The following is a 16,229-nucleotide window of genomic DNA, read 5'->3' as shown; positions in this document are numbered from 1 at the left end:
AAACGTCCATGGTAAATCCAGTTAACCTCAGGAATAATCCTGATGCAGACAGCTACTCCTTCAGCGGGCTTCGACGGGGTTCGCTGAAACGTTGGAAGCTGTAATGGCGATCCAGCTTGACCACTCGCCGATTTTGACGACGAATGAGAACCTGCTCATCGTCCCACGCAACGACAATGCCTTTCACGTCGTTGGATTCCAACTCGTCGCGCACCACCCTCACTTTTTCTCCCGACAAGCGGAGCGCATTCAATTCTTCATCGCTAATCATGATTCATGGCCTCGACTTTCTATAAAATGATGGTCTGTATCTGTGCTAAACGGCAACGTGCTACAAAAAGAGACCTAAATGAAATTCATTTAGGTCTCGCGTGACTGCTGCCGTGTCATTCCTAAGTGGTTCCCTACTGAAAATTATCGCTGAGCGTGCTCTTTGCTGTCGTTCTTCTCAAACCAGAAATCAAGCACCTTGGCGGACATCACGCGTGATTCCAGGTACTCCACTTGATGCGGCGTAAATTGTTCTTTCCAAGAGAAGGACAACTCTTCGCACAAGCCCACGATCGTCAGCAGCTCTGACCAGGCAACGTAGCGTTTGTACCAGAAAAACTGCGGATGTTCAATCATATAGGGATAAAGGTCATCAAATTCCGTATGTTTACAATCCAGGGCACGTTCAAAATGAACTTTTGATTCAGCCAGCTTATCCATAAAAAACTGTTCTGTTGCCGGTTGGTTTCCCATGGTGTTGCCTCCTCTCCCTAACATAACCCCATTATAAAACAAATGCACGGTCATGCAAAGGTATAGTTAAGAAAAAATGAGTCTTTCCTTCGAATGGTCAACATTCCGAATCGTCAAACTGCACGGTACCGTTCTCCAGGGAACGGATCCGAACCAACGCTTCCACCGGAACGCCCAACTCGCGAATGGTGCGTGCGCCGGCCTGAAAGCATTTTTCCACCACGACTCCGAATCCGACCAGCTCAGCCCCCGAACGCTCTATAATTTTGATGATGCCGCGCGCGGCATCCCCATTGGCAATGATGTCGTCAATGAACAGGATTCGATCATTTTCCCGGATGAACTCGCGGGATACCATTATATCGGTTACGATTCCTTTGGTAAAGGAAGGTACGCGCTCACAGTAGGCGTCTGGGTCAGCCAAAAGCGTTTTTTTGCGCCTTGCGAATACGAGCGGCACGCCAAGTTCGTGCGCTGTGGCAAAAGCGACCGGAATGCCCGACGATTCAACCGTAATGATCCGGGTTACCCCGCTTTCGCGGAAACGTGCTGCAAATTCGCGTCCCATTTCCATCGTCAATTCCGTATCGATCTGATGGTTGAGCAGGGCGTCCAGCTTCAGAACCTGGTCCGAAATAACCACGCCTTCTTCCAAAATCCGTTGTTTCAATACTTCCATGTTTTGACCTCCCAGCCTATCCTATGAGGTAAAAGTATCATACATCCTGCCCATAGTTCAAGCGAAATCGCCCCAGTCTTCATGACGAAGGAAAAAGTTGTCGACTCTACGCGCTTGTCATGACTTTTTCGGGTCAAGCATACCTTGTACCATGGCACCCGCATGTCCAAACTAATTTGGTGCCTGAGAGGGGAAACGCATGAAACAGGCTTTCCGGGTACTGCAGATCGCATTCACATACATCGGAACGGTTGTCGGCGCCGGCTTCGCGACAGGACAGGAAATATTGCAGTTTTTCACCCAGTATGGCAAATGGGCCACCATCACCATCGGTTTATCCACCATACTGTTTGTCTGGCTGGGCACCAAAATGATGCTGATTGCCCACGATACCGAATCCCGCTCCTATGAGGATCTCAACAAGCATTTGTTCGGGCAGCAGGCAGGCAAATGGATTACCTGGGTTACCCTCCTGGTCCTCATTGGCGTCAACAGCGTGATGCTTGCTGGCGCAGGCTCGGTATTCGTGGAGCATCTGGGGATGCATTACCAAACCGGACTACTCATTACGCTGGTCGGTACATACCTTTTGCTTGGACGAGGCATACAAGCGATTCTGCAGATGAACAGCATCGTGGTGCCCATGATGCTTCTGTTGTCGTTGCTCATGATTGTCAGCACCATTCATCATCCAGCCGCCACGCGGTTCATTACGCTGACGACGGATGCTAATCCGGTTAGGGTCTGGCTATCCCCCTTGCTGTATTCGTCATTTAACCTTGCCCTGGCTCAGGCGGTGCTCGTGCCGTTAGGCAGTCAGATCCGTGATCGTAACGTACTGAAGTGGGGCGGCATTGTAGGGGGCGTTGGCGTCGGTTTCATGCTGATGGCAGCACATTTTGCGATGTCGGCCTATATGCCTGGAATTACTCAATTCGAGATTCCGATGGGCAGCATTGCCTTTCAATTGGGATGGGTTGTGCAATCCATCTACGTGTCTCTGATTTTTATGGAAATCTTCAGCACGTTCGTTGCCGATATCTATGGCATGACGCTCCAGCTTAAACAGCATGTCCAGGTTCCGCCCAAACTGCTTATCCTGACGATCATGTTGCTGTGTTACCTGCTCAGCCAATTGGGGTTCAGTTCATTGCTTTCCGTTCTGTACCCGATCTTCGGCTGCCTCGCCCTGGTCTGGGCAACCAAATTGATCATGAACCATTGGGGAAGCTTTCGCAAACCCGGCAAGAATCAATAAAAGCAAAGGAGCGAAATAAACGGGCAGCAGACCCGGCATTTCGCTCCTTTGCTCATTGGCGGTTTCCGTCGGCGGATCGCCTCCGCTTTCGATTCAATCTTCTATGCCGGAAGTCCGGCGATCCAATTGCAAATATAGCTTTTTCAGCTTATTGACGGATTGGCCCAAGGAGTACTCTGCCTTTGCCTTGGCACAGGCTGACCGGGCAAGCTCATACCGATAAGCAGGATCAAGCATGACTTTCTCCAATGCCTCGGCAAGCGCAAGCGGGTCTTCGGCAGGCACAAGCAGGCCATTGCTCCCATCCTCAATCTGCTCGGGAATCCCGCCCACGTCGGTGCCCACAAGCGCAAGACAGCTGAGCGCCGCTTCGGCGAACACGGATCCGAACGCCTCTGCCCGCGATGGGAGTACGAAAATATCGAAAAACGGCATGAATTCCTCCGGATGCAGCGTGTACCCGTAAAATATGGTCTCATTGTAAATGCCAAGCCGCTGTGCCAGTTCTTCCAGATCGGGCCGGATCGGGCCATCCCCGATAATATGTAAAACATATTCATGGCCGCGCTCCTTCAGCTCGGCGCATGCCTTGAACAAAATATCCAGCCCCTTCGCCGGAACGAGCCGGCAAACCGTAACCAGCTGCGGAATCGCATTATCATGCGGTATCGGCTTGAAGCGTTTCTCGTCAAATCCGTTCGGAATCACTCCGATCGCTTCGGGTTTCCGGAGCAGAGGTGCCAGATACGACCTGAACGAATTCGATACCGTCAGCAGCCGGTCCGCATGATGCTCCAGTTCGCCATAGATCGACAGCAGGAAACGATGCTCCGGTCCATCCGGTTCAATGCGCCCGTTCAGGATCAGCTCCCGCTCATAACTGGAGTGAATCGTTTGAATAAGGGGCACCTGCGGAAAAACCTTTTTCATCGCAAGCCCGGCAATCGGGTGATGGGCATGGATCAGATCATAGGACTTCTGGATGCGCAGCTTGGTCCACCACAGATAGTCCCGGTAGGTTTGCATGTATTTTTGCACGATTGGACTGTCCCCGTATTGCGTCCAATCGAACGTTTCGAACCGGACTTCCTCCACGCCCTTGTTACGAATCCGTTTGGGCAGCGAAAACAGGTCCATCTCCCATCTTGGAGAAGTGAACCTCTCCTGCATATAGGGAACCATAGAGGATACACCTCCGGGCTGTTCCGGAGGAAAGAATAGCGCCTGCAGCAATTTCACCGTAAGTTTCCCCCTTCCTTGCATCGGTCTTTTCAGTATAACTTGAAACATGATATATTGGAACGTATGTTTCAGTCAAAGAGAGTACGGCCTTGTACGTTCCACCTTGCTAATCCCCTGTTTTTCATGAAAGGAGAATGTTTCGAAATGGGCAAGCCCCAACTTCCCAATGCGTATGTACAATATATGCGGCAAATGCTTGGCAAAGAAGCAGATGCTTTTATCAACAGCTATCAACAGCCCCGCACACATGGATTGCGCTTCAATTCGCTCAAGGCAACCCCGGAACGATTGCAGCAGGTAACGGAGCTGTTCTCCCTTACTCCCGTGCCTTGGTGCGAATCGGGTTATTATTATGACGAGAACCAACGGCCAGGCAAGCATGCATATCATGCAGCAGGCCTTTATTATATTCAGGAGCCTTCAGCGATGTCGGCCGTAGAAATGCTGAACCCCCAATCCGGTGAAACGATCCTTGACCTGGCGGCGGCACCGGGTGGAAAAACGACGCATATCGCCTCCCTCATCCAAGACCGGGGACTGCTGATCTCCAATGAAATCCATCCGGCCCGGGCCAAAATACTGGCCGAAAACGTGGAACGGATGGGACTGGCCTCCGTGGTTGTCACCTGCGCTGCGCCCGGTGAGCTGGCAGCCCGTTTCCCTGCAACGTTCGATCGCATCATGCTGGATGCCCCTTGTTCGGGCGAAGGCATGTTCCGCAAGGACGCCGATGCAGTGACGGATTGGACCGAGGATCTGGTCACGCTGTGCGTCAACAGGCAATGGGATATTTTGCAGGATGCATATACGATGCTGAAACCCGGCGGAACGATGGCTTACTCTACATGTACTTTTAATCGCGAGGAAAACGAGGGCATGATGGAGCGATTGGTCGCTGCCTATCCGGACTTGACTCTTGTGCGTAAAGAGCGAATTTGGCCTCATTTGAACCGCGGAGAGGGACACTTCGTTGCGGTCCTGACCAAAGCGGAAGCACGACATGCAAACATCGGCGAATCGGAAGAAAGCATGGCCACAGCCAAACGTCATGGCAAAAAGGGGAAAGCCGGCCGCCAAAATAACCCTGGCAAAGAAACGCAATCCGCCTGGGACGCGTTCATCGCCTGGAGCGACGAGCATATGCCGGATCACGTTGTGCGAACGGGTCGCCCGCTCCTTTTCGGCGAAGCCTTGTATGCCCTGCCGGACAGCGGCGCGGCACTGCTCAGCGACGAGCGTTTGAGCGGCTTGAAGCTTCCGCGAGCCGGGCTGCATGTCGGCGACTGGAAAAAAGGGCGCTTTGAGCCTGCTCATGCTCTGGCCTTGTCCATTGCACCCGATGCGGCAGCCCGGATGCAGCATGTGACCCTGGAGGCGGACAGCGACCTGACAGCCGCTTATCTGCGTGGCGAGAGTCTACCGGCGGATGCCGCGTTGAAAGGCTGGACGCTGGTGACGGTGGATGGACTGCCGCTCGGATGGGGCAAAGCCAGTGGCGGACAGCTGAAGAACCGTCTGCCGAAAGGCTTGCGCCGCATGCAGTAAGCCGTGTTCGGCTGGTATCAGCCTGTCTGCAAGACGGTACGTTTTTTCAAAAATTCAATTTTTGATCATAGAGAACAGAAGGGTTGAATCATGACAAAATACGAAAATCAGATTCCGACGTCCGCAGGCATGAGCTTCAACTCGTTAATAAGCATGTTAAGAGACTCGATCCGAGGCAGTGCCGAACGGAGGCCGGCAGCCAACATGCCGATCGTGAAATGTGAACCTGCCGAATCGTTGAACGCATCGGATAACCCACAGGTCACATGGTTCGGCCATTCGGCTTTCCTGCTTGAAATGGAAGGACGCAGGCTGCTTTTTGACCCGATGCTGGGTAAACGCCCTTCCCCTGTATCCTGGGCGGGTACGAAACGGTACAGCACCCGTTTGCCGATCGAGCCGGAGGATTTCCCGGCCATCGATGCAATCATTATTTCGCATGACCATTATGACCATCTGGACTCTTCCTCCATCCGCAGATTAAAGGATAAAACAGAACGATTTATCGTCCCGCTCGGCGTTCGCCGACGATTGATCCAAATGGGTGTTCCTGCGGAACAGATTACCGAGCACCACTGGTGGAATGAGTTCTCCTTCATGGGATTCACTGTTGCTTGCACGCCAGCGCGTCATTTCTCAGGCCGAGGCTTGTTTGATCGCAATTCCACCTTGTGGTGCTCATGGGTCATTGCTGGACGGGAAACGAAGGTTTTCTTTAGCGGCGACAGCGGATACGGCCCTCATTTCAAGGAAATCGGCAGAAAATACGGGCCTTTTGACCTGACCTTGATGGAGTGTGGACAATATGACGAGCGTTGGTCCAACATTCATATGATGCCGGAAGAAACGGTACAAGCTCATTTGGATGTAGGTGGCGAACTGCTCATCCCGATTCATTGGGCCGCATTTACGCTGGCCTTTCATGCCTGGAACGAGCCGGTTGAACGGGTCACCAAGGCAGCACAAGCCTTGAAGGTTAACATCGCCACACCCAAAATTGGTGAGAAGGTCAGGCTATATACGGCGGATTACCCGAGCCAACCATGGTGGAGATACCCTGAACCCCGGGGTTAACCGATGAAATGGTTAGGGATGCATTTGATGGCATAAAAAACAAGCGCAAAAAGACGTGACCGGACAGATCGTTCACAACAATCCGTCCAGTCACGTCTTTAGTTTTACCCAAACATGCTCCAAAGGTTGGTGCCCAAATCAGCAGATCTTCGTCAAGCTTCATCGCCGAGCAGTTTCTCATAAATGCTATACCCGTCGTTCTCCCCAAGGTATGTATATCCGTTCCTTGCATAGAACGCGTTCAGCGTATCATTGCCGGCCACGCAGTCCAACCGGACCCGATCCTTGTTCTCAAACCGGATGCCGGTACTGCTCCATTTCAATATGCGTTTACCCAACCCGACGCTGGCATATTTGCGGCTTACGGCCAACCGGTGCAAATATAACGCTCCATCCTCTGTTCCCGCTTGTTCTCCCCACAGTCGCTCGTCCCACTCGCTCGGACTACGCAACAAGGTCACCATCCCGGCCACCTCATCGCCTTGCTTTACGACGAATACGTCGCCCCGGCGAATCGCTCCGACCGTATCATGAGAGTCTTCTCCCCGAAGAAGCGCGCCCCATTGGCTCGACCCCTGGCTGTTTAACCACTCCGCAATTTCAACCAGCATGCGCATAATGGCATCGGTATCGTCCGGATGGGCCCGGTCGATGTAAAACGCTTCGCCGAGATCATGTTGCTGAATGGTATAGGTTGGTTGTTCCATGGCTTCTCTCCCTCTCCCTATTTAACCTTCGGACAGCACATGCTTTCGAATGGCATGCGCCACGCCTTGCTCGTTGTTGGAGTATGTCACTTCATCGGCAGCCGCCTTGACTTCCTCCGGCGAGTTGTCCATTGCAATGCCTTTGCCGGCAAAGGTCAGCATCGTAATGTCATTATAATAGTTTCCGATCGCCATGATCTCCTCGGGAGCGATGCCTTTGGTTTCGGCCAAACGTTTCAGCGCTGCGCCTTTGGATGCCTCCGGATGCATCAGATCGATGAAAAAGTCGCCGCTGCGGGTCATGTAATAAGGCAGATCCCAGGTTTCCCATTCTTGCTGGACGGCGTTCATCTGTTCGAGCGGACCGAATGCGGTAAATTTGGCCAATGGCTCCGACAAATCCGCCCATGTCGGCAGTTTTAACGGCTCCATCATGAAATTGGCATACATCTCCTGCACGTTCAGGGCCAAGCCTTCAGGTTGATCTACATATAGCCCAAACGCCGTGTTGATGTCAAAATGAACGGCATTGCTGCGGCAATAGTCAATGATGGGCTGCAAACCTTGTCCGTCCAACGCAAAACGATGCACGATTTCGCGGGATTCCACTTCGGCTGTCACTGCACCGTTATGCGTAATGACATAACCGTCCAAACCCATGCGCTCCATGAACGGAATCGTGTTGGCAGGCCCTCTGCCGGAGCAGAGAACGATTTCTGCGCCCTGACGCGAAGCCTGAATCAACGTCTCCTGCGTGAACTCGGTCAATTCGTGATGATCATTCAAAAGTGTTCCGTCTACGTCCAGCGCGATCAATTTGTAAGTCATTTGTCTTTCTATCCCCAATCCTCAAATATGTTCTCCTAGTGTGAACCGCCTAATCAATCACACCAGGCCACTGCGAGTGCCTCTGCTTCCGATGCTGCTTTCTTTCAGAAAGCTTTTTGAGCGAACGCTTCGTTTCTCCACATTGGTTCTGCCTACTTCCGCAGCAAATTCAACTCGTCCTCGGTCAGCTCGCGATATCGCCCGATCGGCAGATCCGGGTCCAGCTGCAAGCCGCCCATCGCCACGCGTTTCAAATAAATAACGCGCTTGCCCACCGCTTGGAACATTCGCTTTACCTGATGAAATTTCCCTTCATGAATAATAAGCGAAATATGGGATACCACCCCTTCTTCCGTATCCTCATGGTTCAGTACGGTCAATTCCGCAGGCATCGCGTCGTATCCGTCATCCAGCTGCACGCCTTGTTTGAAACGTTTGACGTCTTCTTCGTCCACGTTGCCGAGCACTCGGGCTTCGTACGTTTTCGGCACGTGCTTGCGTGGAGATAGAAGGTCATGCGCAAGCGGCCCATCATTGGTCAGGATGAGCAGACCTTCGGTATCCTTGTCCAGCCGTCCCACAGGGAACGGATTGAAGCTCCGGTCCTCTTTTTTCAACAAGTCAAGCACCGTACGATCTCTGGTATCCTCTGTCGCAGACACCACGCCGGGAGGTTTGTGCAGCATCAGATAGATCATTTCGCGGTAAACAATTCGTTCCCCGTCTGCCTCAATGACATGGACATCCGGATCAACCTGAATGCCGCTGTCCTTTACCGCTTTGCCATCCACGTGGATTCGGCCTTGTTTGACCATTTTTTTAAGCTCGCTGCGGGTACCTACGCCCATATGGCTCAATATTTTATCCAATCGCTGCGTTTTCTTGCCTTTGCTGCTCATGCCGATGTCCACCTCCAGCCTGCAGGATATTCATTTTTCAAAACGCCGTCCAGCCATTTCCCCCAGCCGAGGGCATATCCGTCCACGCATATAAGCGCATAGCCCTTACGGGCAATACCAGCTTCCACCTCGACCCGATCCTCGTCCACGTTTAACGTCTCGCCTTTGAGATATCTTACCGCTTCGCCGTCTGCCGAGGATAGATGGATCACTCTCTTTGCTTCCTGCGCGCGGAGCGCACAGGCCAGCGGATGGGAAGGCACGAAACGCCCGTTTTTGACGGTACCCATAAACCAACCCGGGCGAACGACCTTTAACCCTTCCAGCCTTGCTGCTCCGACTGCGGATTGATACACCCGATCGCCGTAGAACACCGTCTCCCCACACAGCTCGATCTCTGTATGCTCCGCAATGAAGCGGGAATACACTTGTCCGGCGTCCGCACCACCCTGTTCGACACGTTTCGTGCCACGATCGGATTTGTTTCCGCCGCGTTCCTTGCCTTTGCTATGTTTGCCGCCGCTTTTGCCTCCAGAATCCTGCTGGCGATCACGTCCCTCGTACCTGGTCAACCGTTCATGCTTCCGATCTCTGGCATCAGTCCATGGCTCTCCCGCAGCCGAGGCGTGGATCGCGACTTCTTCCTCCACGACGTCAGCTGTCATGGCCGGTTCGCCATTATGCTGCAGCACCGCCAAATAGTGTCCTTCCCCTTCGAGCAAATGAGGCCACAGCCGTGCCGTACCCCGCACCTGATCCAGCACCCTTTCGGTCTGCTCAGCCGTTTCAGGCAGCATCCGGCGCACCCAGTCAGGTCTGCCGGGGGCAAATCCTGCCTCCGCCGGAATCGGCTTCACGGCAAATTCGGGATTTGCAGCAAGGAACTCGGCAATCATCGCTTCATTTTCCTCCGGAGCAAACGTGCAGGTTGAATAAACGATCGTTCCGCCGGGGGCGAGCAAACGGGCCGCGGTTTTGAGGATATCGCGCTGCATCAGCACACACTTTTCGACCGAATGATGCTCCCAGGATTTCACCATGTCCTCGTCTTTGCGGAACATGCCTTCGCCAGAGCAAGGCGCATCGATCAGCACTTTGTCAAAGTAATAAGGAAACGCCTCCGCGATGCGTTCCGGCGATTCATTCAGTACAACAGCATTGCGGACGCCATAGAGCTCCACGTTTTTGGCAAGCGCCTTGGTCCGTTCGGCATGAATGTCATTGGTGACCAGAACGCCCTCGCCCTGCAATTTGGCCGCAATCTGCGTCGATTTGCCGCCAGGTGCAGCGCATAGATCCAGAACACGGTCTCCCGGTTCCACTCCCAGCACCTCCACGGGTGCCATGGCACTCGGTTCCTGAATATAGTACAACCCCGCATGGTAATACGGATGCAGTCCAGGTTTGACGCCATGCGGAACGTAAAAGCCCGTTTCAGACCATGGTATAGGTCTCAATTCGTAAGGAATGATCTCACGCAGATGTTCTACCGATATTTTCAACGTATTCACCCGTAAACCCGCATACGGGGAATGCTGATATGATGTCATAAATTGTTCAAATTCTTCGCCAAGCAGCATTTCCATGCGTCCGGCAAAGCTTGGTGGCAACTGTACAGCCATATTTCCACTCATCCTGTCTCGTTAAAATGCATATTGCTCTATGTTATCATATCCCGCGATTGCTTTCCTATTGATCTTGTTCACGTATTCCACTACACACTGTAATGTTGTATAATGACAAGTAGGTTGATGAACGAGCATAATTCAGGGTGTTTATGAATATTATCCCAGAATTTTTGCCGAAACCATATCTTGATATGATCAATGGAGGATGTCCGATGAAATCGAAGAAAAAGAAAAGCGCCGCCATTTTTATTTTTTTGGGCGCATTTGTCGTTCTGCTCGCTGCGCTTGCTTTGGTGAACCAGCAATCCAAAAAGCAGTTGGACGCTACGCCGAACCCCTACGGCATCGCAGCCTCCAAGCTTAATCCGGCGACCAGGGAACTGCTTGACGATCCGAATTACCAACAAATCATTTTGCCCGACCAGCTCAAGTCCAAGATCGATAACAAAGACAGCTTTTTCGTTTACTTCTTTGCCTCCGATTGCGTGCACTGCCGGGCTACGACGCCTCAATTGATGCCGCTCGTCGACGAAGAAGGCATCAAATTGCCGCAGTTCAATCTGCGCGAATTCGAGTCCGGCTGGACCGATTACAACATCGAGTTTACGCCTACGCTCGTTTATTACGAGAAAGGCGTCGAGAAAGACCGCATGGTTGGCGGATTGAGTGAGCAAAATTCCGACAACGGGTACACGTTGGATGATTACAAGCAATTTTTTGATAAATACAAGGCTAACCTGACGCCAGCAGCAAGCTAAACCATTTTCCGGGCAACATGGTCCGAAAAGATTCCGTGTCCAAAAATCTTTGGACAAGCCTACCGCACTTCTAATTATGGCGCATGATGCAAACACCCCGGCGGCTCCATGACGGAGCCACCCGGGGTGTTTTTTGCCTTGCTCTTTGACGTCAGAATGGGCCTAGCTAGCATCCTAACTCCGACGGCCTTCCGACTGTGCGTTCCCTTGCTTCATTGCCTTCATTCGTTCCTCATAAATGCGTCCACGCGTCGGGCTGCGCCGCTGCGGAACGTTCGCCTTCAGCTGAGAGGAACGCTGCCGGATTGCTTGCATTAACGCTTCATCCTGGATGTGAATCACAAGATCCCGATACGGAACAGGTTCATCATGCCGGCCGGAGAGCTCTTCAGCCAACTCCCTCACGTCCTCCACAAGACGTCCAAGATCAATTCCCCTTGCATCATCAGGGTACGGCTGCAACAATTGCAGCGCGCTCTGCAGCATCATCCGGCCGCCTCGCAAATTGCCGTTCCTGAAATGGTACAGTCCGACGGCAACCTGCAGCAAACCTTTATATAAAGCATCCCGATCCTTCTCAAGCCATAACTCTTCCAACGCTTCATGGCATTCGAAATAATCCTGGTCGCGGTTGAAATAGATCAGATAGTCAATATATAACGGCTCATAGGGATTCATCGGGATTGTCGCCCTTCCTGGCCGTATTCAGCAGCGTTTTGACGTCATCCAATAGCTGCTTGAGACCCTCCATGTCATGGCGTTCCCAGAGTTCGTTGAATCGCTGCTGTGCATCGATCGCTTCCTTCACCAAATGATAGAAGTACAATTGATGAATGATCGATAACGTCTTGGACACGATGTTGGAATCGTCTTCGAACTCCTTCTGCGCTTCGAGGATCTGCAGCCGAATGGCCGACATCTCGTTGTCCAGGACAAATGCGGCTTCCGCCGTTTTCTTCAACCGCTCTCTCATATCGTCCGGCAAACTCTCCCGGTATTTGTAACTGAGCGAATGCTCGATGGTCGCCCAGAAATTCATGGCCAGCGTGCGAATTTGGATTTCTGCCAGCACCTTTTTCTGTCCGAGCGCCGTTTGCACGGGATATTCGATAATCATATGAAAACTGCGATAACCGCTTTCCTTGAAATTGGTAATGTAATCTTTCTCGATCAGCACGGTCAGATCCTTGCGGGCCCGGATGTATTCGGCAACGCGGCGGATATCCTCCACGAACTGGCACATGATGCGAATGCCCGCAATATCCTCGATTCCTGTTTCGATTTGATCAAGCGGCACGCTCAGACGTTTGGATTTCTCCAATATGCTGGATATTTTTTTGACCCGTCCTGTTACAAATTCGATGGGCGCATATTCTTCTCTCTTTTTGAGTTCTGCCCGCATCGTTTTGAACTTGACTTTCAATTCCTCTACCGTTTGTTCATAAGGAAGTAAAAATGTACCCCAGTCTCTACCGTCCATGTTTAATGCCTCCTGTCTCTATAGCGTCCCCTATGTTCCATTATACATGATGTCGGGCGGGGGGAAGAGTTCCGCGCATATTGCCCTCTTCCTGCTTCTTTTTTCTGGGGATGTAGTCATTACACGCTCTCACTGTCTTTTATCTTATCAGAAAGCATGCCGTTCGCAGCCCAAAGTCTGGGCGATTGCAGCAAAAACAGCCGCAATACGCGGTCTGTTTTCTCAGCGCCTTTATCGGCCCATGCACCACTAGCGGTGATCCGCGCCGACAGCCTCCGAAATATGGCTGTATCCGTCCTTGCGCAGCAGCTCCCGCAACCCTGCGTGAAGCCGGCGGTTGATCTCGGGCCCTTCGTAGATCAGTGCCGTATAGATTTCCACCAGGCTGGCACCTGCTTTTATTTTCTCGTAAGCATCCTCGCTCGTGAAAATGCCGCCCGATCCGATGATCGGCAGCTTTCCTTCCGTCTGACGATAAATTTGGCGAATGACCTCCGTGGAACGCTCGCGCAGCGGCTTGCCGCTAAGCCCTCCCGTTTCCTTTGCATGTTCGTGGGACAGTCCTTCGCGGCTGATCGTTGTATTGGTTGCAATGATGCCGGACACGCCGCTGTCCACGATGGTGCCAACCATGTATTCGAGTTCTTGCTCATTGACGTCGGGTGCGATTTTGACCAAGACCGATTTGAGCGTTCCCCCGGCTCTTTGCTGCTGTGCCTTCAGTTCGACCATAACGGCTGCGAGCAGCTCCTTCAATTCGTTTCCATGCTGCAGATTACGCAAATCCGGCGTATTTGGTGAACTGATGTTCACGACAAAAAGATCGGCATAATCATAGAGCGCACGGATGCATTTGGCGTAATCGAGATGAGCTTCTTCGTTGGGGGTCGCCTTGTTTTTTCCGATATTTACGGCTACGGGGATCCGTCGTTCCCTCAGCTTCGCCAGTTCACCTGCCATGGCCTCGGCCCCCAAATTGTTGAAACCCATACGATTCACCAGCGCCTCATCCGGAGGCAAACGGAACAAACGCGGCTGTTCATTCCCCGGCTGCCCCAGCGGAGTCACGGTGCCTACCTCCATGAATCCGAAACCGATGGAAGAAAAGCCGGCGACGGCCTGTCCGTTTTTATCCAAACCGGCAGCCAGGCCTACCGGCGTCGGGAAATGGCAGCCAAACAGATCCACGGCGAGGTCCTCCGTTTCGTTTACGCCGTACATCACTCGCAGCCCGGCAGGAACCGGGCGAATGCTGCCCATTCCGCTGAGTCCCCCGATAATCAGATGATGGGCCTTCTCCGGGTCCATTTTGAACAACAAGGGTTTAGCCAAACTTTTGTATAACAAATCCACTCACTCCGTTCTCGTCCGGTACGCCGTTAACATGCTTTCCCGTCCATTTATATGTAAAAACACCCTACTCCCAAGTCTATCCGTTTCTGACCTAAAAGGAAAGTAGTTTGCGCATAGACGCAGGCATTTGCCCTACTGAAACCATGTCTCATATCGGCAGCGCCCGGGGAACAAATACAACCGCATACTGGAAATAACGTGATGATTTATTTACAATGAAAGCAGTGGCCTCGACTGCAAGGCTCGATGTTAATAAAGGAGGATATGCCCATGGCTCCCAAACGAAAACCGCCCACGCTGCAGCAGAAAAAAGAAGAAGTCAATCGCAAAGCCATTATTTGGACGGCAGCAAGCGTTGTAGGGTTGATCATCATCATCAGCGCGCTTATTATTATCGCCAACCTGTGACCAATCCAATCCAGGGCCTGCTCATCTACATAACCACGCTTCACGAATGATCTGCTGCCAGGTCAATTCAACCAGTGATACGTTTTATTCGGGTTGTTTTGCTTGGGAACCAGCGTATCCCGGTAACGTTCCTTGTCGCCAGGAACGAGCGTTTCCTCGGGCAGCAGGTCATTCCCGATCTGAACAGGGGTCCCTTGCGGAGCAAGAGCAAACAGCTCCTCCACATCCCCCTTGCTCATCCGAATGCATCCCAAAGATTCATCCAGACCGATGCTGTCAGGTTCGTTCGTGCCGTGAATGGCATAATTCGTATCCGATAATTGCATGCCTCGCGTCCCGAATTCGCCGTCAGAGCGACCGTTGGGGTTGACGACTTTGTCGGAAATGGCGAAACTCCCCTCCGGCGTTCGTTCGCCTCCCAAACCCACTTCATAATTGCGGATGATGGTTGTGCCGCTGATTACCGCAAGCCTGTGCTTTTTCTTATCCACCACGATTCGCAATCGTTCCTGCAAAAACGGCTGCCCTCCGAGCGTATCGCCAAAAACGCCTGCTCGGGAGTCCGTATCGCCGCCATTACCCTGCTTACCGCCTGATGGATTCGATGCATTTGCGTTCTGGTTCAAAGCAAGCAGTTCAGGAAACATTTCGCTCATGCCCGGCATGGTTTCACCCAAGATGTTATTTGGAAACGGCCGCGTCAGGTTGCCCAAGCTTTTGGGCCATGCCCCGTTTTTCTTATGGTAGGAAGCGATGGCACTGGACAAGGCGGCTGCCGATTCCTGTTTCTCCGTCCAAGCCTGGGCCAATTGCTTGATTTTATTCGAAACGTCCGGAGGCTCGCATTCGCATTGCTTCGGGTCGTAGCTCTGAGCGGTAAGCCTGCCCTTGCCCGTCGTCTGCACGATATATTTTACGGGCATGTCGCGTTTCCACAGCATCCAGTCCCCAGAGGCCTTCATCCCGAGCACCGCTGTAGTCCGCACCCCCTCGTTCGCATCCGACATCGCTGAAGCAAGTGCACCTTCCCCCAGGCTGCCGCCGCCGAAGCCGGCAGCGGTAAACGTATTGGATGCTTGCAGAGCGGCCGCGGCATCCTGATCTTTCGCGGCCGCTTCCTCGTCTTCCGCGGAATCCAGCGCCGCGGCCAACGCATCGCCCGCATCCCGGGCGAAACCCGGCGCGTCTGCGGGTGGCAATCCAGCCAGCATGAGCAGCATAAGCAGCGTCAGCCACATTTTGCGCATGCGGCGTTTTTTCTCCTTTTGCTCCGCGGCTTCAACGAGTTTGTTCTGGTAATCTACCCAAATGTCAGCCGGCGCCTTGCTGCGCTCGAACGCTTCATATACCTCTCCGGCCTGCTGAAAACAATAATTGGCCTTGGCTTCCTGGCCTTCATTAAGATATTCTTTGCCCAGCAAATACCAGGCCATCTTATTATCTGGATGTTTCTTCACATAACTTCGCAAATGAGTATTTTGCATCCGGTCCTCCGTCATTTTGCCTTTTTCAGGTTATACCTTAGATATATCGGCAAAAGAAGTCAACAAATCCATAGGACTTCAGTACCCGGACCCCTTACCCGTTCGACAAAAATTGCCGACCCAATATGAATGAAGAGCTTCA

General features: G+C 52.5%; 17 protein-coding genes. 5 read left to right on the top strand and 12 right to left on the bottom strand.

From position 1 onward, the window contains the following. Window positions 1-52: 52 nt before the first annotated feature. From MKY59_RS09760 to MKY59_RS09750, 3 genes are all read right to left on the bottom strand, one after another. Complete coding sequence (locus MKY59_RS09760) at window positions 53-271, bottom strand: hypothetical protein (protein ID WP_236418027.1); 219 nt, start codon at window positions 269-271, stop codon at window positions 53-55. A 143-nt stretch (window positions 272-414) separates the two neighbouring features. Beyond that, window positions 415-744, bottom strand: a complete 330-nt coding sequence (locus MKY59_RS09755) for a hypothetical protein (RefSeq protein WP_236418028.1) — start codon at window positions 742-744, stop codon at window positions 415-417. Window positions 745-841: 97 nt separating this feature from the next. Then, entirely contained in the window at window positions 842-1,423 is a 582-nt protein-coding gene (locus MKY59_RS09750) for a xanthine phosphoribosyltransferase (protein ID WP_236418029.1), read from the bottom strand. A 199-nt stretch (window positions 1,424-1,622) separates the two neighbouring features. Here MKY59_RS09750 and MKY59_RS09745 point away from each other — a divergent pair, with 199 nt between their 5' ends. After that, complete coding sequence (locus tag MKY59_RS09745; RefSeq protein ID WP_339277292.1) at window positions 1,623-2,681, top strand: hypothetical protein; 1,059 nt, start codon at window positions 1,623-1,625, stop codon at window positions 2,679-2,681. A gap of 93 nt (window positions 2,682-2,774) precedes the next feature. Here MKY59_RS09745 and MKY59_RS09740 read toward each other — a convergent pair whose 3' ends face one another. Beyond that, window positions 2,775-3,920, bottom strand: a complete 1,146-nt coding sequence (locus MKY59_RS09740) for a glycosyltransferase family 4 protein (protein ID WP_339277290.1) — start codon at window positions 3,918-3,920, stop codon at window positions 2,775-2,777. A gap of 147 nt (window positions 3,921-4,067) precedes the next feature. Here MKY59_RS09740 and MKY59_RS09735 point away from each other — a divergent pair, with 147 nt between their 5' ends. Then, the gene (locus MKY59_RS09735; protein ID WP_339277289.1) at window positions 4,068-5,468 is read left to right on the top strand and encodes an RsmB/NOP family class I SAM-dependent RNA methyltransferase; all 1,401 of its coding nucleotides are present in this window, start codon (window positions 4,068-4,070) and stop codon (window positions 5,466-5,468) included. A gap of 90 nt (window positions 5,469-5,558) precedes the next feature. Then, window positions 5,559-6,542, top strand: a complete 984-nt coding sequence (locus MKY59_RS09730; protein WP_339277287.1) for an MBL fold metallo-hydrolase — start codon at window positions 5,559-5,561, stop codon at window positions 6,540-6,542. A 152-nt stretch (window positions 6,543-6,694) separates the two neighbouring features. Here the strand turns inward: MKY59_RS09730 and MKY59_RS09725 are convergent, their stop codons facing one another. From MKY59_RS09725 to MKY59_RS09710, 4 genes are all read right to left on the bottom strand, one after another. Next, a complete protein-coding gene (locus tag MKY59_RS09725) occupies window positions 6,695-7,249 on the bottom strand; it encodes a GNAT family N-acetyltransferase (protein WP_236418037.1) in 555 nt (184 codons plus the stop codon). Between the two features lie 21 nt (window positions 7,250-7,270). Further along, window positions 7,271-8,077 carry a Cof-type HAD-IIB family hydrolase gene (locus MKY59_RS09720; RefSeq protein WP_339277286.1) on the bottom strand — a complete coding sequence of 269 codons (807 nt, stop codon included), beginning with the start codon at window positions 8,075-8,077 and terminating at the stop codon, window positions 7,271-7,273. Window positions 8,078-8,229: 152 nt separating this feature from the next. After that, window positions 8,230-8,976: a pseudouridine synthase gene (locus MKY59_RS09715; RefSeq protein WP_236418040.1), complete on the bottom strand. Its 747-nt coding sequence runs from the start codon at window positions 8,974-8,976 to the stop codon at window positions 8,230-8,232. Then, window positions 8,973-10,598 carry an RsmB/NOP family class I SAM-dependent RNA methyltransferase gene (locus MKY59_RS09710; protein ID WP_339277284.1) on the bottom strand — a complete coding sequence of 542 codons (1,626 nt, stop codon included), beginning with the start codon at window positions 10,596-10,598 and terminating at the stop codon, window positions 8,973-8,975. The genes MKY59_RS09715 and MKY59_RS09710 overlap by 4 nt, the downstream gene beginning before the upstream one ends. 218 nt (window positions 10,599-10,816) lie before the next feature. Here MKY59_RS09710 and MKY59_RS09705 point away from each other — a divergent pair, with 218 nt between their 5' ends. Next, window positions 10,817-11,362 carry a thioredoxin family protein gene (locus MKY59_RS09705; protein WP_236418042.1) on the top strand — a complete coding sequence of 182 codons (546 nt, stop codon included), beginning with the start codon at window positions 10,817-10,819 and terminating at the stop codon, window positions 11,360-11,362. Window positions 11,363-11,536: 174 nt separating this feature from the next. On the opposite strand, the gene MKY59_RS09700 is transcribed toward MKY59_RS09705, so the two are convergent. The 3 genes from MKY59_RS09700 to MKY59_RS09690 form a co-directional block, all read right to left on the bottom strand. Next, window positions 11,537-12,040, bottom strand: coding sequence for a DUF309 domain-containing protein (locus tag MKY59_RS09700; protein WP_339277282.1), 504 nt, complete (start codon window positions 12,038-12,040; stop codon window positions 11,537-11,539). Further along, a complete protein-coding gene (locus MKY59_RS09695) occupies window positions 12,027-12,842 on the bottom strand; it encodes a GTP pyrophosphokinase family protein (RefSeq protein ID WP_236418045.1) in 816 nt (271 codons plus the stop codon). The genes MKY59_RS09700 and MKY59_RS09695 overlap by 14 nt, the downstream gene beginning before the upstream one ends. Window positions 12,843-13,091: 249 nt before the next feature. Beyond that, window positions 13,092-14,189, bottom strand: a complete 1,098-nt coding sequence (locus MKY59_RS09690; protein WP_236418047.1) for a quinone-dependent dihydroorotate dehydrogenase — start codon at window positions 14,187-14,189, stop codon at window positions 13,092-13,094. Window positions 14,190-14,465: 276 nt separating this feature from the next. On the opposite strand from MKY59_RS09690, the gene MKY59_RS09685 reads away from it, so the two are divergent. Next, window positions 14,466-14,603 (top strand): hypothetical protein, encoded by a 138-nt coding sequence (locus tag MKY59_RS09685; RefSeq protein WP_236418049.1) that lies wholly within the window; start codon window positions 14,466-14,468, stop codon window positions 14,601-14,603. Between the two features lie 62 nt (window positions 14,604-14,665). Here the strand turns inward: MKY59_RS09685 and MKY59_RS09680 are convergent, their stop codons facing one another. Further along, complete coding sequence (locus MKY59_RS09680) at window positions 14,666-16,087, bottom strand: L,D-transpeptidase (RefSeq protein WP_339277281.1); 1,422 nt, start codon at window positions 16,085-16,087, stop codon at window positions 14,666-14,668. Between the last annotated feature and the right edge of the window lie 142 nt (window positions 16,088-16,229).

This window comes from Paenibacillus sp. FSL W8-0426 (genome assembly GCF_037969725.1).
GTDB classification, from domain to species: Bacteria; Bacillota; Bacilli; order Paenibacillales; family Paenibacillaceae; genus Paenibacillus; species Paenibacillus hubeiensis.
The sequence above is the reverse complement of the archived record's forward strand: the minus strand, read 5'-3'. Positions and strand labels throughout refer to the sequence as shown.

Excerpts from the sequence above, each read along its gene's own strand:
- MKY59_RS09735 (WP_339277289.1), top strand. The coding sequence starts at position 4,068 with ATGGGCAAGCCCCAACTTCCCAATGCGTATGTACAATATATGCGGCAA.
- MKY59_RS09745 (WP_339277292.1), top strand. The coding sequence starts at position 1,623 with ATGAAACAGGCTTTCCGGGTACTGCAGATCGCATTCACATACATCGGA.
- MKY59_RS09695 (WP_236418045.1), bottom strand. The coding sequence starts at position 12,842 with ATGGACGGTAGAGACTGGGGTACATTTTTACTTCCTTATGAACAAACG.
- MKY59_RS09700 (WP_339277282.1), bottom strand. The coding sequence starts at position 12,040 with ATGAATCCCTATGAGCCGTTATATATTGACTATCTGATCTATTTCAAC.
- MKY59_RS09720 (WP_339277286.1), bottom strand. The coding sequence starts at position 8,077 with ATGACTTACAAATTGATCGCGCTGGACGTAGACGGAACACTTTTGAAT.
- MKY59_RS09710 (WP_339277284.1), bottom strand. The coding sequence starts at position 10,598 with ATGGCTGTACAGTTGCCACCAAGCTTTGCCGGACGCATGGAAATGCTG.
- MKY59_RS09750 (WP_236418029.1), bottom strand. The coding sequence starts at position 1,423 with ATGGAAGTATTGAAACAACGGATTTTGGAAGAAGGCGTGGTTATTTCG.
- MKY59_RS09680 (WP_339277281.1), bottom strand. The coding sequence starts at position 16,087 with ATGCAAAATACTCATTTGCGAAGTTATGTGAAGAAACATCCAGATAAT.
- MKY59_RS09730 (WP_339277287.1), top strand. The coding sequence starts at position 5,559 with ATGACAAAATACGAAAATCAGATTCCGACGTCCGCAGGCATGAGCTTC.
- MKY59_RS09760 (WP_236418027.1), bottom strand. The coding sequence starts at position 271 with ATGATTAGCGATGAAGAATTGAATGCGCTCCGCTTGTCGGGAGAAAAA.
- MKY59_RS09685 (WP_236418049.1), top strand. The coding sequence starts at position 14,466 with ATGGCTCCCAAACGAAAACCGCCCACGCTGCAGCAGAAAAAAGAAGAA.
- MKY59_RS09755 (WP_236418028.1), bottom strand. The coding sequence starts at position 744 with ATGGGAAACCAACCGGCAACAGAACAGTTTTTTATGGATAAGCTGGCT.
- MKY59_RS09705 (WP_236418042.1), top strand. The coding sequence starts at position 10,817 with ATGAAATCGAAGAAAAAGAAAAGCGCCGCCATTTTTATTTTTTTGGGC.
- MKY59_RS09725 (WP_236418037.1), bottom strand. The coding sequence starts at position 7,249 with ATGGAACAACCAACCTATACCATTCAGCAACATGATCTCGGCGAAGCG.
- MKY59_RS09715 (WP_236418040.1), bottom strand. The coding sequence starts at position 8,976 with ATGAGCAGCAAAGGCAAGAAAACGCAGCGATTGGATAAAATATTGAGC.